Source organism: Sphingobacterium alkalisoli (assembly GCF_005049105.1).
Taxonomy (GTDB): Bacteria; Bacteroidota; Bacteroidia; order Sphingobacteriales; family Sphingobacteriaceae; genus Sphingobacterium; species Sphingobacterium alkalisoli.
The window spans coordinates 123,277-142,252 of sequence record NZ_SUKA01000007.1; the positions used below are offsets into that span (position 1 = coordinate 123,277).

The following is an 18,976-nucleotide window of genomic DNA, read 5'->3' on the forward strand; positions in this document are numbered from 1 at the left end:
GTTTTCATTTTTTTTTGTACTTGTAAAGGTAAGAATCCAATCCAAAAGGACGCTCACTTATCGTATAAAAATCACAATTATTCACATCAAATGAAATCGCTTCGCCTTGGGGTTCTGCTTGATAAGGAATAACCTGTGGCGAAGTCCGCAGTGTTTCTAAAATGCTAACACCCGAATTTCTACTCCACTGATAGACATGTGTTAATGTTTTTATTAATATATACCGACCATCACGAGAGATATCGGCGGCAGTAACAAATGTATAGGGCAGCGTTAACCTCGTCTCGAGCGTCAAAATATGGTCTGTTAATGCGGGAATTTTAAAATCAAACACATTCACCCGCAAATCACGCTTGGAAATGATATAGACCCGATTATCTAAGGGATCGACAAATATGGCTTCCGCATCTCTTCTCTTGTCTGAATACCTAATTTCTATTTCTTTAATAGAAGATTTTGCGATGGTAGAAACGGTTTGGCTTCCTGAAAAATCTGGTTCTTCGAATAAATAAAAAGACAAAATCTCTCGATCCCGTCTATTATTTCCAATATCAGCCAGCAATAGATATGGTTTATTCTCTATCGTCAACCAGGCAATATCTTCCATGTCTACGGCTTCAATGTTTTCAAGCTTAAATTGACACATTAAGTTGCTTAATGTATCTATTAAATAAATAACAGCATCGTCGCCACTATCATTATGTACCCAAAAACAATGCGGATATTTGACAGAAGGAATTATGCCTGAAATCTCTCCTAGTTTCGGGTGGGTTATTTTACCCAGCGCCTTTCTTTCATAGTTAATCTCTTGAGCTAGAACACTGTAGCATACAGAAAAGCAAAAGAAAAGCAAAGAAAATTTTATATTAAATTTCATCATTCCCGAATATGACAAAATAAAGGCTAGTACAAAAAGTACTAACCTTTTTATAGAATTTATCAGAGTTTGACCTACTGCCCTTCAAATGCTGAAATGATGTGTGCTCTAAATGTAGAATCTTTTTCCGACATCTCAAACGACTTGCGGTATGTATCGACCACGGCAAATAACTCAGCTTCTGTGCCAATTGAATTATCTATAAATAACTTAAAACTATATGTACTTTGTTTTGCTAGATCTACTGAGACCTTATTCGAAGAAAATACTAACGGATCGATAGTTTCGCTAGTCATTTTCCCTGTAGTAGGCAACTTGAAAATGGCACCTAACGATTTCAGCAAATTATCAGAGTAAATTCCCATTGAGGACAATTTAATGGACCCCTTGACAAACCCCTTACTTTCATCGATCTTACCATCTGAAGTGATACCTGCTTCAATATTCTTTAAAATTTCAACCTTTAATCCTACTGTATCGTCGTTAAAAACTGACTTAGCATTATAGATTACAGAAGAATCTGTTTGTTGCTCATCCACTAATCTTAAGAAAAACTGTTGTTTAGCCGCATCAACGTCATTTGTAAATGCTTCCAATGTCCGTTCAGACTTTTCACCCTCGCCTTTAGATGAACTGGTTGAGCTATTATTACAACCCGTTAGCAATAGTGCTACTGCACTTATTCCGACAATCGAATATATCGCTTTCATAATTATTTCATTTTATCGTAAAACAGTTAAATGTAAGGATTGTTTTTATTTTAACAAAGCATTGTATAATATTTCAACCGGATGATAGGATGGCTTCCTTAACCCATCTTTGATCTGATGCCGACAAGATGTTCCTGTAGCAGCGATTAATACGTCGTCTGCAGATTCTCGCAAAGCGGGTAATAACACCAATTCAGCTACTTTCATCGATACTTCATAATGTTCCTTTTCATAGCCGAATGAACCTGCCATTCCACAACAGCCTGAGGGGATAATTTCTACTTTATAATTGATGGGCAAGGAAAGAAGTTTTTCTGTATAGCCTACCAAATGGAAAGCTTTCTGATAACAGTGTCCGTGAAGTTTTATCGTACGAGACGTAGCGGTAAACTGTTCTCTATGAATAAATCCTTTTTCCACTTCTGACACCAAAAACTCATCAATCATCAGTGCATTTCTAGCAAGGGATTCTGCAGCCTGTTGTAGGTTTCGATCTACCAGTGTTAAATATTCATCGCGGAACGTGAGTATTGCCGAAGGCTCGATACCCAACAGGGGTATATCATCCGTAACAAGGTCTTTCAACAATTCCACGTTCTTTTGAGCTAGTTTCTTAGCTTCTTTAACAAAACCTTTCGAAAGATAGGTTCTTCCGCTTTCTTTATGTGGAGGTATAAGCACCTGATATCCTAATGCCGTCAACAGTTTGTACGCGATTTTACCTATTTCCGTATCGTTGTAATTTGTGAATTCATCACAGAACAAATATACCTGACGCTTCTTTAGAACAGGTTCTTGCTTTTTTACCCAATCTTTTAGGGTCGTGAAATGAACTTTAGGTAATGACCGCTGGGGTGCAAATCCAATAATTTGCTTAACAATACCTGAAAAGAAGTCATTTTGTGAAAAAAAGTTATATAAAGGTGCTACATATGAACCTAACTGCTGGCTTTTTGTAAAGTTGGCAATCAACTTGGATCGAATGGGTGCGCCATTTGCATCGTAGTAATGTTGCAGAAACTCAGCCTTCATTTTCGCCACATCCACGCTAGATGGGCATTCCGTTTTACATCCTTTACAACTCAAACATAAATCCATTACCTCTTTTATCTCCTTGTGATCAAATCGATTGGTCTTTGTTGAATTGGTCAAAAACTGACGTAGCATATTCGCTCGAGCACGGGTGGTATCTTTTTCATCGCGTGTCGCCATAAAGGATGGGCACATCGTTCCCCCCGAAATTTCAGATTTACGACAATCTCCAGAACCAGAACATTTTTCTGCCAAACGCAGAATACTTTCATCTTTGGTAAAGTCAAAATATGTTTTTATAGCACTTTGATCTGTTACCGTATCATACCGCAATGAAGTGTCCATAGGAGGAGTATCCACGATTTTATTTGCGTTGAAAACTCCTTTTGGGTCAAAAATATCTTTTACATCTTTTAGTAAATCATAAACCTTATCGCCAAGAACCTTACTGATAAATTCACCTCTAAGACGGCCATCTCCGTGTTCGCCACTTAATGACCCGTTATATTTTAGCACTAGATCCGTAGTCTGTTCTAAAATGGCACGAAATTTCTTCTTTCCGTCAGATGTCTTTAAATTGATGAAGGGTTCAATATGCAACTCTCCTGCTCCTGCATGGGCATAATAAGAAGCATGTACACCTTCTCCTTCCAAAAGACGTTTTACATCAGCCACGTAATTAGGCAGATCTTCAGGCGACACTGCACAATCTTCTATTAGGTTGACCGGTTGATGGTCACCAGGAAGATTACGAATTAAACCTAATCCTGCCTTTCTTACATCCCAAACCAAATTTGTATCTCGTACACCAGTAACCCATGGATAGGCATAACCTAGTCCTCGCTGTACCAGATCATCTCTAAGCATATTTGCCTTCTGATCTATTTCGCTAAGGGTGTCTCCTCTAAACTCGACAATCAGCAAAGCCTGCGGATCTCCGTTAATAAAAAAACGATTATATTGGTATGTTGGATGCCCCACCGTAAAATCCAATATATACTTATCGACCAGTTCAGAAGCCTCTGGTCGGTGCTGTAGCGCTATTACATTCCCGTGCATACATTCGACCATATCCGAAAAATGCACACAGAGAAGCCCTATTTCACTTGGTGGTAAGGGTCTTAAATCTAATTTTGCTTCCGTGACAATACCTATCGTCCCTTCGGATCCGGCTAATAGATGACACAGATTAAAAGGTTTAGATGTATCGACCAAAAAATCCAAAGCATATCCGGTATTGCGACGTGTTAAGGTCTTTTTAGGGTAACCTGAATTTATTACCTCTATATTTTCTTTATCCGTTAATATATCGTTCAATTTACGATAGAGATCTCCTTCTCTTGTTTTTAACTTTAATTTATTAAAGTAATTTAGCTCGTTCAGTTCTTCAAAAACAACTTCACTACCATCGTTAAGAAGTACTTTTGCCGAAACCAAGTTTTGACGAGTATCCCCCCATACGATCGAGTGTAAACCTGAGGAATTATTTCCTATCATACCCCCTATCATTGCGCGACTTGCAGTCGACGTTTCGGGACCAAACATCAATCCGTAAGTTTTCAAAAAGGCATTTAAATCATCCCGTATAACACCTGGCTCGACTCTTACCCATTTTTCTTTCACATTGATCTCCAGTATTTTATTAAAGAATTTAGAAACGTCCACCACGATACCCGAGCCAACCACTTGGCCCGCCAAGGAGGTTCCGGCTGTACGCGGTATTAACGTGAGCTGATTTATGTCGGCAAATTGGATCAGCGTCTGTAAATCTACTTTATGATGTGGAATAGAAACTGCCAGCGGTAATTCCTGATATACAGAAGCATCTGTCGCATACGCTAAGCGTGTCATTTGATGTTTCGGATTGGCGGGATCAAAAAATAAATCTCCTGATAAGGTTTTAGCTAAATTCTCTAAAGATAATTGTATTGACACGTCTAATGGTTTTAATAAACAAATCTAGTTAAAGTAAGTTATTTTTCATGTATCTTAGTAAGAATAAATACGCTATTTAAGTCGAATTTTATTGTAAAAATGCAAGAAAACGCACATACTTCCTTGATATCTTTTTCCTATCACGTACTCTTTTATTAAAACGACAACTCTCCGCGCATAGTTAACCAAAAGAATAATATCCATTATTGGATATTAAATATTGAATATTATTCTAAAATTTACTAATTTTGCAGAATTATGGCGAAATTAGAATACAATCTGGATCACATTGATTATCAAATTTTACGTATTATGCAGAATAATGCGCGGACAAATAATGCAGATATAGCAAGAGAATTAGGCATGGCTCCATCTGCTATCCTTGAGCGTGTAAAAAAATTAGAGCAAAAAGAAATTATCCTGCAATATAATGCCAAGATAAACCCACTCGCATTAGAGCAAAATCTGCTGTCTTTTATTTTTATTAAAACATCCGATATTATTGGAGAGCAGGGCGTGGCCTATCTTCTCGCCGAAATACCTGAAGTACAGGAAGTACATGATATTGCCGGAGATGATGGTTATTTAATAAAAGTTAGAACCAATGACTCTTCTGGTTTAGTGGATATTATGCGCAATACACTAGGTAAGATTGAAGGTATATTATCTACTCGTACGACCATTGTATTAGAAACAATCAAAGAGGAACAAAAATTAGTCATTCCAACTAAAGAATAAAATGGAGGAGAAAAGTCCATCTACTGGTAATATTGTTTTTGCCTATTTAGTCGTCTACATTGTTTGGGGTTCTACGTTCTTTTTTATAGAAAAGGCACTACATTCTTTCTCCCCCTTCGTATTAGGCTCTATACGCTTTATTATCGCCGGCACATTGTTAATGGGGTATTGCGGATTAAAAGGATATAGGATCTTCAATCGGGCGGATATAAAACAGGCGGCTTTCGTAGGCTTTTTATTGCTATTTGTAGATATGGCTGCTATCATATGGGCCGAACAATATATTTCGTCTGGCATCGTCGCTATACTGTCGGCCGCTACCGCGATTTGGTTTATTATTTTTGACAAACCAAAGTGGAAAGAAAATTTTTCTAGCCTACCGATCGTCTTTGGCTTGTTAATTGGCTTTGGGGGGGTTATAATGCTATTCGCAGAACAGATATTCACCCAGAGCGATCAGGCAGAAAAATCTCAAAATTTAATTGCCATGGCTGTTCTTATTTGTGGCACTATTGCATGGACAATTGGATCGTTGGTCTCAAAATACAATCAAAGAAGCAAATCCTCTGTTAAAAAGAAACAACCTTCCCTCAATGTAATGGTAAAAACGGCCTGGCAAATGGTAACAGCGGGCTGTGCTTTTACGATAGTTGCTCTTCTCAATGGCGAATACGCTTTGTTTGATGCACGTAACGTTTCAATGGAAAGTTGGGGATATATAGCTTATCTTGCGTTAATGGGATCGATATTAGCGTTTAGCTCATATATATGGCTATTGCAAGTGAGACCGGCTACCGAAGTGAGTACATATGCTTATGTAAATCCAATTGTAGCCTTAATATTAGTTCACTTCTTCACAAACCACGATGTGACCTCTTTACAGGTTGCAGGACTGGTAGTTGTATTATTTTCAGTGTTGCTAATGAATTGGAATCTTTATAAGGATAATAGGACATTAAGAGCGCTCAAACACCGCAAGAAACTTAAACGTCTTAAACATATGGCACCCAAAAGTAGTATACCACGAATTGTAGAAGTGGCGGATTTCAATGAGAAGGAGAGAAAGAAAAATTAGATTAAAATCTACCTTCCTAAAAGGGCCAACTCGTCCTCATTGTACATCTTCGCCCCTTTCAGGTAGTTATATATAATATCTTTTGTATCCTCATCCGGCATTTTATATAGATTGTTCATAACAAAAGTCTTATCTTCTTCCACTTTGGAACTGTACCCCAAATAACTCGGAACATAGTATTGAATGCATAATCGAATGAAGCGGAGCTCAACATTATTTGGGTTATTAGTGATCTGCTTCTCTAACAACTTTTTACCGCCATTAAAATAGCTCATCTTTTTGAGTGGGTTAGAAGTGTGCTTGGCCATAAACATATGAAACGCAGCTTCATATCCTTTTTCGATCGGGGTGTCGGCCTCTTTCTCTAATGTTTTGTAATACTTTTCGCACAAATCTTCATTTTTCACGCCCTTATTAAAGTCTCTTCTAACATGATTTAAATTCAGACTCTGAGCCTGCACATATGTAGATATTAATATCGTGGCGGCACAAATAGTAATTCTTTTCATATTTAACCATCGAGATTTCATACAATTTACATTTAGTTGGTTTAACTACATTTACAAAAAATAAGCCAATATCGTTAAACACTGGCGTTCGACTGTTATTTTTCCATTAAGGAATTGTATTGATTTACAAAATCATGGTAGTTACATTTTAAATACAATTACACCACATAAAAATAGCATTTAAAACAAAACAATTCATTGATAAAATTTAAACAAACTGTAAACTAAATCTTAAGCCATAACCGATAGCTATCGCGATCACAAAGCTCGCCAGTGTACCCACTAATATATACTCTGTAAATTTAGTATCCTTTGCATTGGTCAAGTCGCCAAAACGAAAGACAGATTTTGCTGCCAGCAAAAAACCAATTCCCGAAAGAAAATTAACCTGAATAAATAACACAATAATTAATCTTTCCATGATACCTATCAACATTCCTGCATCCATTAAAGTGTCTTTTCGCTTAGTATAGAAATCGCTTTCCTGATTCCATTTACTAAAAAATACACGCAGAAAAATTGGGCTTACTGCTGTCACTAGAAGAAAAGCGATAAGATAAAGAAGTGATTTGCTTGTGAAAAATAGTTCCGTCCATTGATCGGGAACGCCGTACATATGTATAATGACCACCACTAATAATGCGATATGCAAAATTTGATCAACAATAAATAAAAGCACGGGCTTATAGGGCCACATTCGCTCCCACCAGATTTTTAAACTATCTATCGCTAAATGCCCGAAAGTAATAAGCAATATATTTGGCCACCATCTTGCGAAATCACTACTAAAGAACACCATGAGTAGAACCATATGTGTAACCACATGTAAAAACAAATACACTATCCTGTCTTTACGTTTAGCCACCCACGACTTCGGTTGCAAAACAAAGTCTCCTAATATGTGGCAAAGTAGTAGTTTTAAAAATACGGCTAACATTGCTTTAATAATTCATGAGTACAATATTCTATTACTTTCTTGATTTTCATAAAGCTGGCTTTATTTAATTCTGTGCTAACTTGACTTTGATATTTTCGATGCAATATAGCAGCTAATTCCTGTTGATTTGCCAAGGGATTTTCTAAAGTTGCTGCTACGCTTTCAGCCATATTTTCAGTCCATTTATTAGCCAATTCCGCTGATAGTTGTAACATCAGATTGATTGGAATATCCCACTTTGGCCAAGGAGATTGCATACGCATCAGCTCTTTTTTCAACTCATCAAATGCCTCTCCTGAATTTATAAACGCTTCCCCAGTAGAATTTTTAATATGTTTATCTAAATTTTCAATACCCCCAAATCCTAATCCAAGCCTCACATCAAGCTCGCTTATACTCTTAATTTTAGCTTTAATATAAAACAATATTTCGAAACTTTTCGCTAATTCAACTTCTGCCTGAAAACTGTCACCCCTAAATATATCAAAATTGTTAGAATATTCTTTAAGTGAATTTTCCAGGATAGGCAACCAGATTTTAACATCATGACTTCTCGAATTGACGAGATCACCTGTTATTATAGCATAAATTCTTTTCATCTTCTATCTAAAATTATTATCAAATATAATGATAATCATCAATATCATCAAAATTAATAATAACCAATATTATCACTGATTTTAGCAATATCTAGCAATAGAAACAAATTTTTAAAATTAACACAAAAACAATATCTTGTAACACAAGTTATAACATTATGAGCGGATTAAAAAGGCAACTAAAAGCGGATAGCAAATTCAAAATGGAGAACTATCCGACAGATATCAGTGACTCTATTACACCTGAAGATGCAAAAAAAGAACTAAAACGCCTACGGAAAGAACTTGCACAGCTACAAGATGTAATGTATGCGCATGACAGATATAGTGTATTAATCTGTCTGCAAGGCATGGATACGGCGGGGAAAGATTCTCTCATCCGGGAAGTATTTGAAAAATTCAATGCACGAGGAGTAATTGTGAGCAGTTTCAAAACACCGAGCAGTAAGGAGTTGCAACACGACTACTTGTGGCGACATGTTATCGCATTACCCGAAAAAGGGAAATTTGGTGTATTCAACCGTACGCATTATGAAAATGTACTAGTGACCCGCGTACATCCCGAATATCTTTTACGTGAAAATTTGCCTGAAATAAAAACAACAGAAGATTTACCTAAAGATTTTTGGAGAAAAAGATATGAGCAAATCAATAATTTTGAAGAACATATATCTGCAAACGGGACAATAATTTTCAAGTTTTATTTACACCTCAGTAAAGGAGAGCAGAGAAAAAGATTGCTAAGGAGATTAGAAAAAGAAGATCATAATTGGAAATTTTCACCTGGCGACCTAGAAGAACGTAAACTCTGGGACAAGTATATGGAAAGCTATCAGGAAGCCATTCAGCACACTTCAAAATCGAATGCTCCATGGTATATCATCCCTGCAGACAACAAAGAGATCAGTCGCTATTTAGTAGTGAAAACAGTTTTGGAGGAGCTCAAAAAATATAAAGACATCCAATATCCCGAATTACCCGAAGATATTGAAAAACATATACACATTTATAAAAAACAATTAGAATCTGAAAAATAGACGTCAATTCTTCAACTGCCCAACTCCTAAAGGCTCCAAATTGGAGCCTGTGATGGTAATTATTCTTTTATTAATTTCTTGCAAATATCTCCGATCAATCCCGGACCTTCGTAAATAAATCCAGTATATAATTGAACCAAAGAAGCTCCGGCATTCAATTTTTCGACAGCATCCTCCGCAGAATGGATTCCGCCGACCCCAACTATAGGAAAAGCCTTGTTGGATTTTATAGAAAGGTAACGAATCACCTCTGTAGCACGTTTTGTGAGCGGTTTACCACTCACTCCTCCCATTTCCGCTATCAAAATCGGATCACTTTTCAATCCGTCACGTGATATCGTTGTATTTGTAGCAATTACTCCGGCGATCTTCGTTTCCAATACGATCTCTACAATATCGTCAAGCTGGTTTTCTGTTAGATCGGGAGCGATTTTCAATAGAATCGGCTTTGCCTTATCTTTTTTATGATTTAAACCTTGTAACGTATTTAAAATATGTTTCAGCGGTTCTTTCTCTTGTAAATCGCGTAACCCTGGCGTATTCGGTGAACTTACATTCACTACAAAATAATCTACATAGTCGTACAAGGCGTGAAAACAATAGATATAATCGTTTATTGCTTCTTCGTTAGGTGTAATCTTATTCTTGCCAATATTACCTCCAATGATCACGCCCTCCCGATTCTTCAAATATTTTAACCGACCGGCAGCTACATCGGCACCTTGATTATTAAATCCCATTCGGTTGATCAACGCTTCATCTGTCGTCAGTCGAAACATCCGGGGCCTATCATTTCCAGGTTGAGGTTTAGGTGTTACCGTACCTATTTCAATAAATCCAAAACCAAACTTGGCCATATCTTCAATATACTCCGCATTTTTGTCAAAGCCCGCAGCTAGACCAACTGGATTTTTAAACTTCAATCCAAAAACCTCCCTCTCAAGCCTGGGGTCCTCCACCGCATATATCGCTTTCAATAAAGCTTTAGAACCCCAAATTTTTGAAAATGCTTTTAATCCGCCAGTAACGGCATGATGCGCCTTTTCAGGATTCATCGTGAAGAATAAAGGTTTAACTAATTTATACATATGTGCAAAGGTAGCCAAAGAAGAAGAAATTTCATTACTTTTGCATCCGAAATGATATCAATAAATAACTTAACATTTGAAATTGGGTCTCGAGCATTATATGATGAGGCAAACTGGCATATTAAACCAGGTGACAAAGTAGGGCTAATAGGTGCAAACGGTACTGGTAAATCAACCTTATTAAGATTGATAGTCGGTCAATATACACCTACGTCAGGTACTATATCTATGGCCAAAGACTTAAAAATTGGGTATCTAAACCAAGACTTATTGTCTTACCATTCTGACAAAAGCATTCTACACGTAGCGATGGAGGCATTTGAACGCCAAAATCAATTACATACAGAAATAGAGAATCTTCTTAAAAAATTAGAAACAGACTACTCAGATGATATCCTGAACAAACTAAGTGATAAACAAATGGAGTTTGAGGCCCTTGATGGATACAGCATCGAGTTCCGTGCGCACGAAATTTTAGCAGGTTTAGGTTTTTCAGAGGAAGAGCAGAAAAGACCTCTAGCTACTTTTTCTGGAGGCTGGCGTATGCGCGTCATGTTGGCCAGGATACTACTCCAAACCCCCGATATCCTTTTGTTGGATGAGCCTACCAATCACATGGATTTACCTTCTATCAAATGGCTAGAAAACTACTTACAAGCCTTTGAAGGTGCAATTGTCATAGTTTCTCACGATAGATATTTCTTAGATCGTATCATTAAGAAAACCGTAGAGTCTCGTAAAGGAAAATTAACTCTTTACGCCGGAAACTACAGCTTCTATTTGGAAGAGAAAATGCTACGGAGCGAAATTCAGTCCAATCAATTTAAAAATCAGCAGGCTAAGATAAAACAAGAAGAGCGCTTGATCGAGCGATTCCGTGCAAAAGCTTCCAAAGCAAAAATGGCACAGTCGCGTATCAAAGCGTTAGATAAAATGGAGCGTGTAGAAGATGTAGATGACGACAATCCAACGGTCAATTTCAGTTTCAAATTTTCCAAGCCTTCAGGACGACATGTGGTTACACTAGAAAATATCTCTAAGTCATACCCCAATTTAGAAATTCTAAGAAATACTGGAGGAATAATTGAAAAAGGCGATAAAATCGCTTTGATCGGTGCCAATGGTAAAGGTAAATCCACACTACTGCGCATAGTTGCAGGCGCTGATTCGGAATTTGAAGGAAAATCAGAGCATGGCCATAATGTATCTCAAACCTTCTTTGCGCAGCATCAATTAGAAGCGCTTCACCTAGAAAACACCATTATTAGTGAATTACAAGCCTTCGCTCCCAAACACACGGAGACGGAATTACGTTCGATCTTAGGTTGTTTTCTGTTCTCAGGTGATGATGCTTTCAAAAAGATAAAGGTACTTTCAGGAGGAGAAAAATCGCGTGTGGCCTTAGCGAAAGCTTTGACAGCAGATGCTAACTTTTTAGCACTTGATGAACCGACCAACCACTTGGATATGCAGTCTGTAAACATCTTAATCCAAGCATTACAGCAATACGAAGGCACATTAATAGTGGTCTCCCACGATCGCTATTTCTTGGATAATGTAGCCAATAAAATTTGGTACATTGAAGACAAAGAAATCAAAGAATATCCAGGCACATATCAAGAATATGAAGAATGGAATGCTAAACGTGAGGTTAAACCCTCAAATAAAACAGAGAAAAAAGTAGTTAAAGAAGAGCCAAAAAAAGAAAAAACGCTTCCATCTGAGGATAACACAAAACTGTTACAAAAAAAGAATAAAGAGCTCGTGACATTAGAAGCACAAATTGCATCCAAGGGGCAAGAAGTAAAAGATCTGGAAATAATGTTAGCCACAGAGGAAATCTACTCCAACGCTGTAAAATTGCAGGAGAACACACGAAAATATAATTCCGCCAAAGCGGAATACGACCAACTTCAGAAAAAGTGGGAAAATCTTGCTGAAGAAATAATGGATTTGGAATCCTAGAAAAACGAATAAGCGGCCTGAAAAATATCAGGCCGCTTATTCGTTAAACTATGGGTTTATCTTCTAGCTTCCGCACAAACAAACTATAGTTTTCATGTTTCTCAACGTAAATCTGATCTCCTGCCTCAATAAAACCGTCTAATGCAACAGCATCATACCAAATGCCATCGATTTCAATTTTACCCGAAGGCCGTAATACTGTCTTGGCAATACCATTCTTATTAATCAAATTTACTTTAGGTACCGACGAAGTGTAGCCCGATTCAGCAGTTTGTTCATCTGCCAACACCAAACGTTTAAACAGAGACGACCGCATTATATTTTTACCAAAAATAACCAGTAGTGCGACCGAAAATATCATAGCACTTACAACAATCAAAAACGAATTCACTAATAATCCAGGTTTAGAAATTTTAAAATCCAAGAAATCATTGGCCAACATAGAAAAAGCCAATCCACACAACAAAAATATAATACCGAGTACTCCGGCTATTCCAAAACCGGGTATGACAAATACCTCTAACACCAGCAGTAACACTCCTATCACAAATAACGCAATCTCCCAATGATCTGCTAACCCTTGTAAATATAAAGGTGCAAAAAACAGCGAAGCACTAATGATAGCCAATACCAGTGCAAAACCGATTCCGGGGGTTTGCAATTCGAAATAAATCCCTCCCATTATTCCCATAATAAGTAGTCCACTAATCATCGGGTTAATTAAAAAACCAATAATCCGATCTACAAATGTCAATTCGTAGGTGGTCACCTGAGGCAAGGAAATCGATAGGTCCGTGAAAATTTCGTCAATACCCTTTATCTGCGCTTTGGCGAGATTAGCTTTCACTGCTTCAGAGGCTGTAAAGGTCAAAACCTGTCCATCCTCTTTCCATTGCAATAAAGATACATTTGGATCGACAAAAGCTTCAGCCATTTTGGCGTCACGCCCCTTAGCTTCGGCTGTAGCCCGCATTAACCCCCTCATATAGGATTGATATTTTTCTGGCATGATCTCCCCTTGCTGATTAACTACGCTAGCGGCACCCAAAGAAGCCCCCGTATGCATATAAATATAATCACAAGCGAGCGATATCAGGGTACCCGCAGAAGCAGCATTATTATTTACGAACACAATCGTTTTCATATCTGCGTTTAGCAATAAGGTACGGATAGAATCAGCAAAATTTACCGCGCCACCGAACGTATTCATTTCAACTAAAAAATAATCCGCCTTTTCCTGCTTTGCCTGATCATATGATTTTTTAATAATACGCCAGGAATTTGGGCCCACATCTTCTTTTAGATCCGTCTTGTATATCTTCTGCGCAAAGGAAGCATTTACACTAAAAAAAAGAATCAACAGAAAGGTTTTCGTAAATTTGTCTAGCATAGTTTATTTACAATAATGACTAAATATACGATTAATAAAGCATTTGAAAAATCTTTTCCTTATCCAATATGGAAAATCGAAGTAGATTGCGCTAAAAAATGTATAGCCATAGAATATAGAAATCCTGATAATACGTTACCGACATTTTCTGTATTTGATTTCTTTGGCCAAGACCTTCTTGATTCGTTTGAAGAAAAAGAGAAAGAATGGACCTTAGAAGCTGTTCAGGGGGACCATCTTATCCTAAAACAATTTGGAAGTAATACACCTATTAAAGAAGGGATCAAAATCGTTCATATTCCATCAAAAGAAATTATATATACAGGTATGGAATATATATTGCAAGACGTATTTGACGGCTACATTAAAGCTGCCCATCGCTCTATTCCATCCGGCTTAGATTTCTACATCAATATACCCACTGGTGAAATACAGAACCACATGATTACACCGGCAGTTTATCCGTTAAACCATATACATTATCCACTTCCACATACAGGAAAATTACCAAAATTCATGCAACACCTTTTGGTTGAAGATACAATCTGGTTACAGCCCTTTAAGGATAATTTTATCTGGGCGTATCACACCAAAACAGATGATTCATATAATCTTCATCTATGCCTCTCATCCCGAACGGAAATTTTAGATACAACAATTATTTTAAATAATCTAGCAAAATTAATCCCTCAGCCCTACTTCGAAGTCGAAGAATATATTTTCTTTTTATCAAATACTAAACAAGAAATTGTAGCGTATTTAGTATAATTGCATGATATGGGGAATTACATGAACTATAACTTGAAAAAGCGAAGTGAGCGAAAAGTAAAAAAAAGGTCATGCCCGCCCTCCGAGAGACCGGCAATATTCATAAATTTTAAAACTTAGCAAAGCGATCATTGATGCCGCTAAAGAACAGTACTTCAATAAACAATTTATTTGAATGAAAAAAAACAAAACCGTTAAAACGTTTCATAAAATAACCTTTTTACTCTTATTTAGTGCGGTTAGTTCCTCACAAACCCAAGCAAAAGAGCTTCCATATATTCACGCTTTATCTCCCGATTCCGTTGGTACAGAAATCATTAGTGGACAGCGATACGTCATTCATAAACTTAACCCAAAGGACACCTACTATCAATTAGGTCGACAATATAACGTCGTAGTAAAAGATATTATGAACGCGAACAACAAAAAGAATCTTCGTGTAGGAGATACGGTGAAAATACCGCGTGGTAAAGCTACTCCCCTCCCCCCTTCACCAGTTGTTACGGTCTCCCCATCCAACAAAAAAGCAAATGATAAAGATCCAAAGCAGATACTGGTCACCCCGCAAGACATCTTAACGGAATATAAAGTGGGAAAAAGTGAAACACTATATGCTATTGCACGAAGATTTGGCACGAATGTCGATGATATTAAAAGAATAAATGGCCTTACTTCGGATACACTACGTGAAGGACAAACGTTAAAAATACCTGATGGCGACCTACCTGACCCCGTGATCGAAACACCAGTGGAAGTTCCTATTATTATAGAACAACATCTAGAACAACATCAACCCATTGACGACACGGATTTCAAACCAAACAAATACGGTATCCGAGAGAAAAAAGAAAAAGGAATTGGGGTGTGGATGGAAAATTTGGAATCAGATGGCCAGAGTAATCTTGCCCTACACAAGACTGCGCCGGTAGGTACCGTATTAAAAATTACGAATCCCATGACACGAAGTGTTACCTTTGCAAAGGTGGTGGGTAAATTTGCAGATAATGCAGACACCCAAGATGCCATTGTTGTATTATCCAAGTCGGCAGCCTCTTTTATTGGCGCATTAGACAGAAAATTTCAAATAGAAATTACATACGGCATCCCACTAGAGTAACATTTAGACAATTCATGAACAAACCTTACGTAATCGGTATTGCTGGTAGCAGTGGATCTGGAAAAACTTTTTTCTTAAAGAGCTTTTTGAATCATTTTGAAGCGAATGAGATCACCTTGATTTCACAAGATGACTATTATATCCCAGCTAATACTAAAACCAGAGAAGAAAACCGCTTATACAATTTTGATCTCCCCACATCCATTGACCGAGAGGCTTTTTTCTGTGATATAAAAGATCTTTTTGATGGTAAGACTATTCTTAAGGAGGAATACACTTTTAATAATCCGAATATCAAACCTAAGGTATTGGAAATAAAACCAGCACCCATTTTGATTGTTGAAGGGTTATTTATTTTTCATTATACCGAAATTAATGCACTATTGGACTATCGGATTTTCATAGATGCCGAAGAATCCGTGGCTTTAAAGCGACGTTTAAATAGAGATTTGTTGGAAAGAGGGTACGATCATGACGATGTAATGTATAAATGGACAAACCATGTTGTTCCTTCTTATGATCAATATCTACTTCCCTACAAAGATATTTGTGATAATGTCTTAATAAATAATACAGATGATCCAATATTAATTCATCAAGCTACAAATATAATTTCCGACGATTTGAGAAAAAAAATACAATAATTGTAATTTAAATTAATTCTAAACAACTAACTTTGCAGAATGAATATACTGCACGAGCTTGAATATCCTATTTATCAGGTCGATATTACCGAATCCTCAAAAGGTCTGAATCCCTTCGGAGACTTTTCATGCTGTATTTTAAAAAAGTGCTGTAAAAAATATAAGAAAGGAAAACGTTGTAGAAAATGCCCTAACAGTGAGCGTTAGGGCATTTTCTACCTAGACCGCACAGCCTATCAGTAGACCGCCCATTCGCATATCCAACACACAACCGTCTCTATAGCTATCAGGTATACCTCTATCCCGAAAGGTTTTGATCCACATGATAAATAAGATAACTAAATCCTACATATTTGCCAAATATCCTAGCATTAATACAAATAACAAGAGCGTTACACTTGTTTAAAGTCGAATTTTAATTAACACAAGCTGCTCTTAAAAACTTTTGAAAGTCGTACTTTTGTATTATGAAATTTTCGCCTTCATCACTTAAATGGCTTTTGAGAACCTATCCTCCTTTTTTGTTCCAAAGAATATGGATCAAGAAAGTGGAAAAAGGCTTTCGAGGTATAGATGTCAAGATTTATAAAAGTTTTTTAAATATCAACTCCAATCGCACCGTTTTTGGCGGAACTATTTTTTCTGCTCTTGATCCATTATATCCCATTCTTTTGGACCAGATTTTTCAGGCAAATGGTCTAAAAAAGACCGTCGCGTGGCTCAAATCTGCAAAAATAGAATATAAGAGACCGGGAAAAATGAATCTGGGATTTTCTGTTCGTCTCGCAGATACTGATATAAAAGAAGCCTTTACGACCGTTCGAAATTGTGGTAAGGTAGTCAAAACTTTTAAAACTAATGTCTACGATATAGAAGGTACATTAATCGCTGTGTCATACAATGAAATATACATTAGAGATTTGACTTTTCAGATTCCAAAACGTGAAGTGTATCAACCTCAGTTGGAAAATAGTTAATTTTAAGATTTACGCAATTCAAGAAACACAAATAATTAGCATTCACTCACAAATAAAAACACACGTATGAAAAAGTCATTTTATGTTGCTCTGGGAGCAAGTTTAGTTTTGCTATCGTGCCAGCAAAAATCTACAAAAAATGCAGTAGCTGATCAAAAATTGACAGAGGAAGCTATTGCTATACATGACGAAATTATGCCTCAGATTGCTGTATTCGACAGAAATACCGTGAAGATTGATTCCCTATTGGCTAATCTGTCCGATATCAAAAAAACAAATTCAGAAATCGATACTACTACATTGAAGAATGAATTAGCCACATTAAAGCGCAATCTTGAAGATGCAACAGATAATATGATGACCTGGATGAAAGATTACAATCCTGACAGTACAGATATAGATTACCAAAAAGCGGAAGTAGAAAAGGTCCGTGAAATGAAAAAACAATTTGAAGATGTATCAGCCGAAAGCACTAAAAAACTATCTGTAACCAAATAGAAAGCCATGCATAACTTATTCGTTCTCGGAATGATAACCTGCATCGCTTTCGCAGCATGCCAGTCAAATTCCACGACCCTTCCTATTATTGGACAGCGGGAGGCTGTGCAAAAAGAAGTTGATGGCAAGATCGTGACAGATACCATCTACCACAGGATCCCCGCATTCTCTTTTCTTAATCAGGATAGTATTCTGATCAGCGACAAAAATTTTGATCAAAAAGTATATGTTGCTAATTTCTTTTTTACACATTGCCCGAGCATCTGTCCGACCATGCAGCGCAATTTGCTAAAAGCGTACGAAAAATATAAAAACGATGAGCGAATTTTATTTTTGTCGCACAGTATCGATTTTAAGTATGACCAACCTCATGTTTTGAAAGAGTATGCAACAAATCTGGGAGTGGATAATGCGCAATGGCAATTCGTAACAGGTAGCAAAGCTACCATCTACGGCTTAGCCGATGAATACTTTGTGTATACAAAGGAAGATTCTACCGTAGCGGGTGGATATGACCACTCCGGATACCTGGTACTTGTAGATCATGATAGGCATGTGCGCGGTGCATACGATGGCACCAATGAAGAACAGGTTTCACAATTGCTAAAGGACATCGATATCCTTTTGAAGGAGTATGAATAATCGGCATAATATCATTTTGATATCCATTGGCTTATTGATAATGTTTCTTCTGTATCTATCATCATGCCAATCGAATGTCAGTATCCAGACTGCTCAATATGCTGTCAATGGGCAAAAACTTTACATGAGCCATTGTCAAAATTGCCACGGCTCCAAAGGTGAGGGTCTTGCACAGCTTTATCCTCCTCTCACCGACAACGAATACTTCAAAAAAAACCGGACAAAACTAAGTTGTATTATACGTTATGGAATGAAGGAAAGTGTTGTGATCCACGGAAAAACATACAAAAATCAAATGCCTGCAAATCCGCAATTAACCGAGTTGGATATTGCCTATATTCTCACTTACATTACAACTAATTTTGGCACAAGTGATAGTATTTATAGTCACAACGAGGTAAAAGAGGCTATAAAAGCGTGCGGTATTTAAAATAAAAC

The 18,976-nt window shown here is 37.1% G+C and carries 19 protein-coding genes; 11 read left to right on the forward strand and 8 right to left on the reverse strand.

Translation table 11 applies throughout. The features are described 5' to 3' along the window. Positions 1 to 4: 4 nt before the first annotated feature. From FAZ19_RS19505 to FAZ19_RS19515, 3 genes are all read right to left on the reverse strand, one after another. Entirely contained in the window at positions 5 to 880 is an 876-nt protein-coding gene (locus tag FAZ19_RS19505; protein WP_136822445.1) for a hypothetical protein, read from the reverse strand. Between the two features lie 71 nt (positions 881 to 951). Further along, a complete protein-coding gene (locus FAZ19_RS19510; protein ID WP_136822446.1) occupies positions 952 to 1,587 on the reverse strand; it encodes a hypothetical protein in 636 nt (211 codons plus the stop codon). A gap of 45 nt (positions 1,588 to 1,632) precedes the next feature. Beyond that, entirely contained in the window at positions 1,633 to 4,554 is a 2,922-nt protein-coding gene (locus tag FAZ19_RS19515; protein ID WP_229707647.1) for an FAD-binding and (Fe-S)-binding domain-containing protein, read from the reverse strand. A gap of 258 nt (positions 4,555 to 4,812) precedes the next feature. On the opposite strand from FAZ19_RS19515, the gene FAZ19_RS19520 reads away from it, so the two are divergent. Continuing rightward, positions 4,813 to 5,292 carry an Lrp/AsnC family transcriptional regulator gene (locus FAZ19_RS19520; RefSeq protein ID WP_136822447.1) on the forward strand — a complete coding sequence of 160 codons (480 nt, stop codon included), beginning with the start codon at positions 4,813 to 4,815 and terminating at the stop codon, positions 5,290 to 5,292. Between the two features lies 1 nt (position 5,293). After that, a complete protein-coding gene (locus FAZ19_RS19525) occupies positions 5,294 to 6,367 on the forward strand; it encodes an EamA family transporter (RefSeq protein WP_136822448.1) in 1,074 nt (357 codons plus the stop codon). Between the two features lie 8 nt (positions 6,368 to 6,375). Here FAZ19_RS19525 and FAZ19_RS19530 read toward each other — a convergent pair whose 3' ends face one another. From FAZ19_RS19530 to FAZ19_RS19540, 3 genes are all read right to left on the reverse strand, one after another. After that, positions 6,376 to 6,876 carry a hypothetical protein gene (locus tag FAZ19_RS19530; RefSeq protein ID WP_136822449.1) on the reverse strand — a complete coding sequence of 167 codons (501 nt, stop codon included), beginning with the start codon at positions 6,874 to 6,876 and terminating at the stop codon, positions 6,376 to 6,378. A gap of 208 nt (positions 6,877 to 7,084) precedes the next feature. Continuing rightward, positions 7,085 to 7,813 (reverse strand): DUF3307 domain-containing protein, encoded by a 729-nt coding sequence (locus tag FAZ19_RS19535; protein WP_136822450.1) that lies wholly within the window; start codon positions 7,811 to 7,813, stop codon positions 7,085 to 7,087. Further along, complete coding sequence (locus tag FAZ19_RS19540; RefSeq protein ID WP_136822451.1) at positions 7,807 to 8,412, reverse strand: hypothetical protein; 606 nt, start codon at positions 8,410 to 8,412, stop codon at positions 7,807 to 7,809. The genes FAZ19_RS19535 and FAZ19_RS19540 overlap by 7 nt, the downstream gene beginning before the upstream one ends. A gap of 158 nt (positions 8,413 to 8,570) precedes the next feature. Between FAZ19_RS19540 and FAZ19_RS19545 the strand changes: the two genes are divergently transcribed. Beyond that, complete coding sequence (locus FAZ19_RS19545; RefSeq protein ID WP_136822452.1) at positions 8,571 to 9,449, forward strand: PPK2 family polyphosphate kinase; 879 nt, start codon at positions 8,571 to 8,573, stop codon at positions 9,447 to 9,449. Between the two features lie 59 nt (positions 9,450 to 9,508). Here FAZ19_RS19545 and FAZ19_RS19550 read toward each other — a convergent pair whose 3' ends face one another. Next, complete coding sequence (locus tag FAZ19_RS19550; RefSeq protein ID WP_136822453.1) at positions 9,509 to 10,537, reverse strand: quinone-dependent dihydroorotate dehydrogenase; 1,029 nt, start codon at positions 10,535 to 10,537, stop codon at positions 9,509 to 9,511. Between the two features lie 51 nt (positions 10,538 to 10,588). On the opposite strand from FAZ19_RS19550, the gene FAZ19_RS19555 reads away from it, so the two are divergent. Continuing rightward, the gene (locus FAZ19_RS19555; protein ID WP_136822454.1) at positions 10,589 to 12,502 is read left to right on the forward strand and encodes an ABC-F family ATP-binding cassette domain-containing protein; all 1,914 of its coding nucleotides are present in this window, start codon (positions 10,589 to 10,591) and stop codon (positions 12,500 to 12,502) included. A gap of 43 nt (positions 12,503 to 12,545) precedes the next feature. Here the strand turns inward: FAZ19_RS19555 and FAZ19_RS19560 are convergent, their stop codons facing one another. Then, positions 12,546 to 13,892, reverse strand: a complete 1,347-nt coding sequence (locus tag FAZ19_RS19560) for an NfeD family protein (RefSeq protein WP_136822455.1) — start codon at positions 13,890 to 13,892, stop codon at positions 12,546 to 12,548. A gap of 15 nt (positions 13,893 to 13,907) precedes the next feature. On the opposite strand from FAZ19_RS19560, the gene FAZ19_RS19565 reads away from it, so the two are divergent. From FAZ19_RS19565 to FAZ19_RS19595, 7 genes are all read left to right on the forward strand, one after another. Beyond that, positions 13,908 to 14,660, forward strand: coding sequence for a hypothetical protein (locus FAZ19_RS19565; RefSeq protein ID WP_136822456.1), 753 nt, complete (start codon positions 13,908 to 13,910; stop codon positions 14,658 to 14,660). Between the two features lie 175 nt (positions 14,661 to 14,835). Then, positions 14,836 to 15,777 carry a LysM peptidoglycan-binding domain-containing protein gene (locus tag FAZ19_RS19570; RefSeq protein WP_136822457.1) on the forward strand — a complete coding sequence of 314 codons (942 nt, stop codon included), beginning with the start codon at positions 14,836 to 14,838 and terminating at the stop codon, positions 15,775 to 15,777. A 14-nt stretch (positions 15,778 to 15,791) separates the two neighbouring features. Further along, positions 15,792 to 16,421, forward strand: a complete 630-nt coding sequence (locus tag FAZ19_RS19575) for a uridine kinase family protein (protein WP_136822458.1) — start codon at positions 15,792 to 15,794, stop codon at positions 16,419 to 16,421. A gap of 467 nt (positions 16,422 to 16,888) precedes the next feature. Further along, a complete protein-coding gene (locus tag FAZ19_RS19580; RefSeq protein WP_136822459.1) occupies positions 16,889 to 17,398 on the forward strand; it encodes a DUF4442 domain-containing protein in 510 nt (169 codons plus the stop codon). Positions 17,399 to 17,464: 66 nt separating this feature from the next. Further along, the gene (locus FAZ19_RS19585; protein ID WP_136822460.1) at positions 17,465 to 17,896 is read left to right on the forward strand and encodes a transposase; all 432 of its coding nucleotides are present in this window, start codon (positions 17,465 to 17,467) and stop codon (positions 17,894 to 17,896) included. 6 nt (positions 17,897 to 17,902) lie between these two features. Continuing rightward, positions 17,903 to 18,538: an SCO family protein gene (locus FAZ19_RS19590; RefSeq protein WP_136822461.1), complete on the forward strand. Its 636-nt coding sequence runs from the start codon at positions 17,903 to 17,905 to the stop codon at positions 18,536 to 18,538. Beyond that, positions 18,531 to 18,968, forward strand: a complete 438-nt coding sequence (locus FAZ19_RS19595) for a c-type cytochrome (RefSeq protein WP_229707648.1) — start codon at positions 18,531 to 18,533, stop codon at positions 18,966 to 18,968. Before FAZ19_RS19590 ends, FAZ19_RS19595 begins: the two co-directional genes overlap by 8 nt. Positions 18,969 to 18,976 lie beyond the last annotated feature (8 nt).

Coding starts and splice junctions, on each gene's coding strand:
- FAZ19_RS19505 (WP_136822445.1), bottom strand. CDS start 880: ATGATGAAATTTAATATAAAATTTTCTTTGCTTTTCTTTTGCTTTTCT.
- FAZ19_RS19510 (WP_136822446.1), bottom strand. CDS start 1,587: ATGAAAGCGATATATTCGATTGTCGGAATAAGTGCAGTAGCACTATTG.
- FAZ19_RS19520 (WP_136822447.1), top strand. CDS start 4,813: ATGGCGAAATTAGAATACAATCTGGATCACATTGATTATCAAATTTTA.
- FAZ19_RS19525 (WP_136822448.1), top strand. CDS start 5,294: ATGGAGGAGAAAAGTCCATCTACTGGTAATATTGTTTTTGCCTATTTA.
- FAZ19_RS19530 (WP_136822449.1), bottom strand. CDS start 6,876: ATGAAAAGAATTACTATTTGTGCCGCCACGATATTAATATCTACATAT.
- FAZ19_RS19535 (WP_136822450.1), bottom strand. CDS start 7,813: ATGTTAGCCGTATTTTTAAAACTACTACTTTGCCACATATTAGGAGAC.
- FAZ19_RS19540 (WP_136822451.1), bottom strand. CDS start 8,412: ATGAAAAGAATTTATGCTATAATAACAGGTGATCTCGTCAATTCGAGA.
- FAZ19_RS19545 (WP_136822452.1), top strand. CDS start 8,571: ATGAGCGGATTAAAAAGGCAACTAAAAGCGGATAGCAAATTCAAAATG.
- FAZ19_RS19550 (WP_136822453.1), bottom strand. CDS start 10,537: ATGTATAAATTAGTTAAACCTTTATTCTTCACGATGAATCCTGAAAAG.
- FAZ19_RS19555 (WP_136822454.1), top strand. CDS start 10,589: ATGATATCAATAAATAACTTAACATTTGAAATTGGGTCTCGAGCATTA.
- FAZ19_RS19560 (WP_136822455.1), bottom strand. CDS start 13,892: ATGCTAGACAAATTTACGAAAACCTTTCTGTTGATTCTTTTTTTTAGT.
- FAZ19_RS19565 (WP_136822456.1), top strand. CDS start 13,908: ATGACTAAATATACGATTAATAAAGCATTTGAAAAATCTTTTCCTTAT.
- FAZ19_RS19570 (WP_136822457.1), top strand. CDS start 14,836: ATGAAAAAAAACAAAACCGTTAAAACGTTTCATAAAATAACCTTTTTA.
- FAZ19_RS19575 (WP_136822458.1), top strand. CDS start 15,792: ATGAACAAACCTTACGTAATCGGTATTGCTGGTAGCAGTGGATCTGGA.
- FAZ19_RS19580 (WP_136822459.1), top strand. CDS start 16,889: ATGAAATTTTCGCCTTCATCACTTAAATGGCTTTTGAGAACCTATCCT.
- FAZ19_RS19585 (WP_136822460.1), top strand. CDS start 17,465: ATGAAAAAGTCATTTTATGTTGCTCTGGGAGCAAGTTTAGTTTTGCTA.
- FAZ19_RS19590 (WP_136822461.1), top strand. CDS start 17,903: ATGCATAACTTATTCGTTCTCGGAATGATAACCTGCATCGCTTTCGCA.
- FAZ19_RS19595 (WP_229707648.1), top strand. CDS start 18,531: ATGAATAATCGGCATAATATCATTTTGATATCCATTGGCTTATTGATA.